Source organism: Nostoc sp. 'Peltigera membranacea cyanobiont' 232 (genome assembly GCF_002245985.1).
Classification (GTDB): Bacteria; Cyanobacteriota; Cyanobacteriia; order Cyanobacteriales; family Nostocaceae; genus Nostoc.
This window is the reverse complement of record NZ_NOLK01000268.1, coordinates 1-5875: the sequence shown is the minus strand read 5'-3', so window position 1 is coordinate 5875 and position 5875 is coordinate 1. Positions and strand designations below refer to the sequence as shown.

Below are 5875 nucleotides of genomic sequence, written 5' to 3'. Positions count from 1 at the left end.
CCGTCCCCCCCTCTCCCGCTTCCCTTACCCCCTCCAGCATCACGCCCAGCGCCATCTCCACCAAAGTCTACGCCCTCGGCACCCTTGGCTATGATTTCGGCTCAGAAGCCCGCCGCGACACCTTTAAGCAACGGATGCCCGCAGTCAGCATGAATGGGGTATTAATTCCCGCTAATCCCTACGATGCTCGCCAGATGGTTAATCATCTAGAGCTAAACCCTGCTGAAAGCAAATCTCTGATCTGGACGTTGAATCAGGAACTCACACCCATTTACGCCCTAGAACCCCAAAAGGCTTTTGCCAGCGAAATCTATGCCGTCTTTGGGATGCTGCTGTCTGGACAGATTCAGCCCGAAGAGAGTGATGATTATATCGAGCGAGTCAGCATTCCCGGTAGTCTGAGCGATCGCACCGTCGAACTATTTTCCGGGCAGGTTGTTCCTGTTCTAGCACTGCCAAATATTAGAGGGATGTACGGTTGGCAAGTTAACGCCCTTGTAGAAGCAGCAGTTGCTACCGTTAGTCCTGAAGCCAACGAACCTGACAATGCAAGAATGCGGCGTTCCCTCAAGAGTTTCCTACATCGCATCTACTACGACCTCCGTAATTTAGGACAACTCGAACGCGATCGCGCCCTCAATTTTGCTGCCACTAACGCCTTTCAAGCCGCCTCTACCTTTGCTGAAGCCATTAATAGCGGCATGGGATTAGACAGCATTGAGATCGAAAAAAGTCCCTTCTGTCGCTTGAATAGTAATTGCTGGGATGTGAAGCTGAAGTTTTTTGACTCAGAAAATAGCCGTCGCGCTAAGAAAGTATATCGATTTACGATCGATGTTGCCAATCTTATGCCGGTCACTTTGGGCAAAGTGCGATCGTGGTCAGTGCCACGGTGATTAGCGATCACCTGTTTTTTCCTTATTCCTTTAGTTTCACTATTTGATTCATTTGTCAATGCGTAAGTTCTAATGATCGCAAGTGTCGAATCATAATCCCAGCACTCGTTCAAGAAATAAAACCCCGGATTCTGCCCCAAATTCGCCGCAACTTTGAGTTTCTGCATACCCCTGTTTTGTCACTTTGGGAGAATGCAATAGCCCAAATGGTTACGGAGCTTTAGTTTTCAGCTTTTGGCTATAAATTTTAGTTTCTAACAGGAAATAAAGCTTCAAATGTTGATGAAATCAAAACCTCAGAGCTTGGCTAAGATTATTGTTTTCCGAGAGTGACAGGAGAGCGATTTTTTTCGGGGGAGATGGGACTGGCAATGCGATAAGATGACCCAATGTCAGATCCTGAGCAACTTGTCATCTACCAGCTTCATATTTTTATCCTGGGCATTAGTCCCATGATTTGGCGTAGGATAAAAATCCGCAGCGACAGCACGATCGCCGATTTGCACTACATCATCCAGATAGTAATGGGATGGACTGATTCCCATCTACATTGCTTCTTCATCCACGGTAAGCATTACGGGATTGCTCAAATTGGGGGGATGTGGTTTTCTGATGACCCTAAAGAAATCAAATTATCAGATTTTGGCTGGAGAATGCGAGAACGTTTTTTATCAGTAAACCAAAAAGTTTTGCCAAAAGGGCGAACCACTATGGATACAGCAGATATCACCAACAAATGAGTACAGAGAAGCAAGTATTATCCAATACTAATTACATAAGAAATAATTATCATGTTTCGCAGTAGTTCAAAATATGAAATGATCAAAGTAATGTGTCGTATATTGGCTGAGGAAATTGACTGTTTCATCTCATCGAATTGCCAAGAGGAGCGAGTCTACAGAAGAACCGATTTTAACAGACTCAAAAACCCTTAATGAAGTTATTGAGTGTTTAGTAGAAAATTTTTCGATTGAAACTCAAGGAATATGTGACCAACAAACTTTATTCGAGATTCTCATAAAAGCAGCTAGCAGTGGAGATAGTATTGAGAACACAGCTAAACTATTAAAGAATGTTCCTACAGCCAATGATATTAGATATCATCTCAATAAAATCAATAATTTTGAAGAATTAGAGGCGCAAATAAATCAATCACTGAAAAGCCGAATCCCTTTAGGATTAAAAAATGGTTGTTTAAAAATAGCGATTGATTTAAATCTAATTTGCTATTATGGTAAGCCAACATTAGAGGAATTACCTTACATATATCGAAGTCAAGCTAAATCTGGTACTCATTCATTTTACGCTTATGCAACTTTATATGTTATTACCAAGAATAAGCGTGTAACTCTTGCAGTGAGAGGGGTTCGTAAACTAGATACCAGTGTAGCACTCATTACTTATTTATTGGCAGAACTTGAATCCCTTAAAATAAATGTAAAAAAACTCTATTTGGATAGAGGATTTTTTAATACTCCTGTAATTAGATGGTTGCAGGCATTAGATATTCCATTTATGATGCCTGCTGTCAAGACAGGAAAGAAAGGAGGAATCAAGCAATTTCTCAAGGGTAAAAAAAGTTATAAAACTACCTATACAATTACAAGAGATGAAGATGATTCCGTCACATTTGACTTATGGATTGTCTGCAAATATGGAAAAGGTAAGCGTAAAAAACATGGGGTTCAATACTTTGCTTACGTGACTTACAAAATCACAACAAATTTAGATTATATCTATCAAGATTATCGGAAACGATTTGGAATTGAAACTAGCTACCGTCTGAAAAATATTTGTCGAATTAAAACGAATAATAAAAATCCAGTTTTGAGATTACTATTCGTGGGTATATCTTTTTTTTTAGTTAATATTTGGGTAAATCTTCTTTGGCTCAGAATCAGTCGTAAAAGGAAAGGTAGTCGATTAATTTATCGCACACTTTTTACCCTTAAACAGATGTTAGCCTTTTTATCTCAAGCCCTACAGCGTAAATATCAAGTAGTTGAAAGCATCTATCTTCCATCAGGTTAGTAATGATAATTTCTCTACCAACTAATCATAAGTAATCATAATCTATACTATGTCTGTTGGTTAGAGAATTGTGTATCAAAATGTATTAAAAAATGCAAGTATTTTAGCGATCGCTCTTTAGAGAAAAACTTTTTGGTTTACTGGTCATCGCAGCGTTACGACTTGGCAAAATCTCTTGTCCGATAATGGCGTTAGTAATAGTAGATTTGCCAGCTTTCATTGGTGCAACAATAGCCATTCTCAACTCAAGATTTCTGACCTTATCTATTTCCTGATTGACTTGTTGCTCAAATTCTGCGTATTTTTTGCCAGCACTATCAGAAACAAGTGCTGTACTAGCGTGATTCATCAGTGAACTGACTTGCTCTAGGAGATCAATAACATCTTTCTGCAAGTCCTGTATATTCGGCTTCAGTACCTCAGAAATCATCTATTCTTACTCCGCATCTAGTAAAGTACACTTATGCCAAGTCTGCCTTAGTAGAAACATAAGAACCTCAGTAACAATACGGCTTAGTCTATTACTTATCTATTTCAACTAAACAATTTCTCCCCAACCCACATAATTCTTTGCTCCAAATTCTCTGACACGCTTTCAACAGTCTGAGGCGAAGCGCCCCCCAAGGGCGCATGAGCCGTCTCCTCACAGTCCAAAATCTCATTTAGCGTGTCAGAGACACTCCTCACAATCTCTTTTGAAGAGTTTGTGAGGAGTTTCTGACCAGTTCGTGAGGTTTCCTGGAACCCTTGCTCTGACTGGTCTTTACCTAAAATAGATGCTTGATTTAAAGCACCTATTTTTTCAGACCCAACATCTATCTCTAAATCCCCAGCATTTGATTCTCGTTTTTCAGCACTGGCTTTCTCCCAAAATTCCTTCATTCGGCTACCATGCAAATTCTTCACCATCCAGCTAGCCGTTTCCCGGCCGTCTTGAATTGACTTGTCCGGCTTGAAAATGAACAACCCGCTTTCAGCTAGAATTTTCTTTGCAGAGATAAAAGTACTGTATCCTAAAGCTGAGGTCAAAGACATCCACCGAGAACCATAAGGATCAGCTGTCCAACACTCCTGCCACAATTGTGTAACTGATGGTTTTTGCTGCGATGCCCACAACATATCTTGTATGGGAATAATCACATGAAGTCTTTTATACGGGGATTCCTTCTTGCTAGCAGCAGCCTTTTTGGGTTTGGGACGAGTAATAGTTGCAGTCATTCTACAATCTCCTGTTTATATTGATGCACGGAAATTTCCCCCACTGTCATTGCGGGGCTTGCTACTTGTATTTGGCTATCTAAAAAGTCGTCAGTACACTGAAAGCCTATTGAGGCTGCCAGAATCGCAATTCATCTCGGAAATACCTATCATTTTTTTTCGATTGCTCCTTCCAGTGATCCCAGGCAACCACCAGTTCCTCGCCCAAATCCTTTACAACTTCACCCCTCTCCACATACAAAGTACGGTAGGGGTCAGCGTGGGCAACAGTAGAACCAACGCCAATGATGTCCGGTTCAGTAGATGACTTCTGGAGTGCGGTAATTAAATCAGTCTCTTGGGTAGTCAATTCTGCCCAGTAGTCTTGTTTGATTACCTCATACTCTTGCGCTACTGCCCAATAGTCCTGCCACGTACACCCAGGTTTTGACAGTACCCGTCTAATATCACTGATCGCTTGGGGTAGCATTTCCAGTTGTTCGGCTCGATATGCGATCGCAGATGGTGTAGGTTCACTTCCCAGAATTATGGCCGCCGCTTCAAGCGCTTGGGTGTTGTTCATGGCACTGGCGAGATTCTTCAAAGCCATCCCCATCAACCGTAAGCATTCCTGGGCATTTTCCTTGGGGGGTTCAACAGCTAGCGATCGCAGATCAATTGTCTTCTCCAGTGCTTGCTTTACCTGCTTATTTAACGCTTTGGTTGCCTGCTGGGTCATGGTATTCCCCCACTGTTGAGAGGGGCGTTGTTCAACAGCGTTTTCTAATTCTTGGATACGTTGTTGGAGTTGATGATTCTCAATCTCTAACTTTTTCAACCCCTCCATTTCATCCAATCGCTGCTGCAACTGGATATTTTGCTCTTTCTGTTGCTTATACAGATTTTGCAAGGATGAGATTTGCTCAATTACTTGTTCTTCTGCTTTGGCCGATACTTCTGCTTGCAAACCAATTCTCAATTCCTGCTCTAGACGTTCTAGCTCCTGCTGGTGTTGTTCCTTGAGTGCTGCGATCGCTTCCGTGTATTCTGGTGGATAATTTCGCTCTTTGGGGAATGGAACGCTTGGGGCATCCAAATCAGCATTGTTGATCAACAACCTCTCACCATCAGCAAAAGTGACAATCTGCTGCCAGTGATTCGGTGCGTCTGCCTCAATCACTCCCGACTCCCCATAACGGGGATGTTCTGATGATGAAACAGTCACAGAATTACACAATTGCGTTTTGGGGTTTTCGGTTTTTGCGGCGCGTTTAACCGTTGGTGCAACCTGCTGGACTGCTTTGGCGAAATCGGCGGCAGTGGGGAAAGGTTTTTCTTTTGCTGCGATCGCAACAGCTTCGTGTAACTTATCAGGAGTTTTAGCCAGCCGGAGTAAGGGGCGAGTTTGAGAGGGTTTAGTAATCTTTTCCCTGAGTTCCTCTGGCAGAGTATCAACTACTTTCTTCGCAGACAGCAAATCCTTAACCCGACGATACCCACCGTGCTTGGTTAGTTCTTTTTCGCAATAATCTTCAAAACTGGCATAACCAGCATCAGAGTAATAGCCGTTATTTCGCATCACCCGCAGTTCTTCTATTGCCTGCCACTCGAAGCGGTCTATGGCAGCAAAGGTATCTTGGATGCTGGTATTGAGAATGTTGTAATCGAGTGCTGATGTTGTTTCGGAACGGTTTAGTGTCAGCATGATTTTACCTGTATGTGCTGTATACACACGGGAAATACTGGTTAAT

The 5875-nt window shown here is 42.2% G+C and carries 6 protein-coding genes; 3 read left to right on the top strand and 3 right to left on the bottom strand.

Features of this window, described 5'->3' with window-relative positions:
• The 3 genes from CDG79_RS38525 to CDG79_RS41805 form a co-directional block, all read left to right on the top strand.
• Positions 1-896 (top strand): PatA/PatG family cyanobactin maturation protease (locus CDG79_RS38525; protein WP_143855719.1); only part of this gene is annotated, 896 nt, incomplete at its 5' end.
• Between the two features lie 389 nt (positions 897-1285).
• Positions 1286-1636 (top strand): plasmid pRiA4b ORF-3 family protein, encoded by a 351-nt coding sequence (locus tag CDG79_RS38520; protein ID WP_094346770.1) that lies wholly within the window; start codon positions 1286-1288, stop codon positions 1634-1636.
• A gap of 115 nt (positions 1637-1751) precedes the next feature.
• Positions 1752-2927, top strand: a complete 1176-nt coding sequence (locus CDG79_RS41805; protein ID WP_143855718.1) for an ISH3 family transposase — start codon at positions 1752-1754, stop codon at positions 2925-2927.
• Between the two features lie 103 nt (positions 2928-3030).
• Here the strand turns inward: CDG79_RS41805 and CDG79_RS38510 are convergent, their stop codons facing one another.
• From CDG79_RS38510 to CDG79_RS38500, 3 genes are all read right to left on the bottom strand, one after another.
• Positions 3031-3357, bottom strand: coding sequence for a dynamin family protein (locus CDG79_RS38510; RefSeq protein WP_094346769.1), 327 nt, complete (start codon positions 3355-3357; stop codon positions 3031-3033).
• A 104-nt stretch (positions 3358-3461) separates the two neighbouring features.
• Positions 3462-4145 carry a hypothetical protein gene (locus CDG79_RS38505; protein WP_223278605.1) on the bottom strand — a complete coding sequence of 228 codons (684 nt, stop codon included), beginning with the start codon at positions 4143-4145 and terminating at the stop codon, positions 3462-3464.
• 106 nt (positions 4146-4251) lie between these two features.
• Positions 4252-5829: a hypothetical protein gene (locus CDG79_RS38500; RefSeq protein ID WP_094346771.1), complete on the bottom strand. Its 1578-nt coding sequence runs from the start codon at positions 5827-5829 to the stop codon at positions 4252-4254.
• Between the last annotated feature and the right edge of the window lie 46 nt (positions 5830-5875).

Excerpts from the sequence above, each read along its gene's own strand:
- CDG79_RS38520 (WP_094346770.1), top strand. The coding sequence starts at position 1,286 with ATGTCAGATCCTGAGCAACTTGTCATCTACCAGCTTCATATTTTTATC.
- CDG79_RS38505 (WP_223278605.1), bottom strand. The coding sequence starts at position 4,145 with ATGACTGCAACTATTACTCGTCCCAAACCCAAAAAGGCTGCTGCTAGC.
- CDG79_RS38500 (WP_094346771.1), bottom strand. The coding sequence starts at position 5,829 with ATGCTGACACTAAACCGTTCCGAAACAACATCAGCACTCGATTACAAC.
- CDG79_RS38510 (WP_094346769.1), bottom strand. The coding sequence starts at position 3,357 with ATGATTTCTGAGGTACTGAAGCCGAATATACAGGACTTGCAGAAAGAT.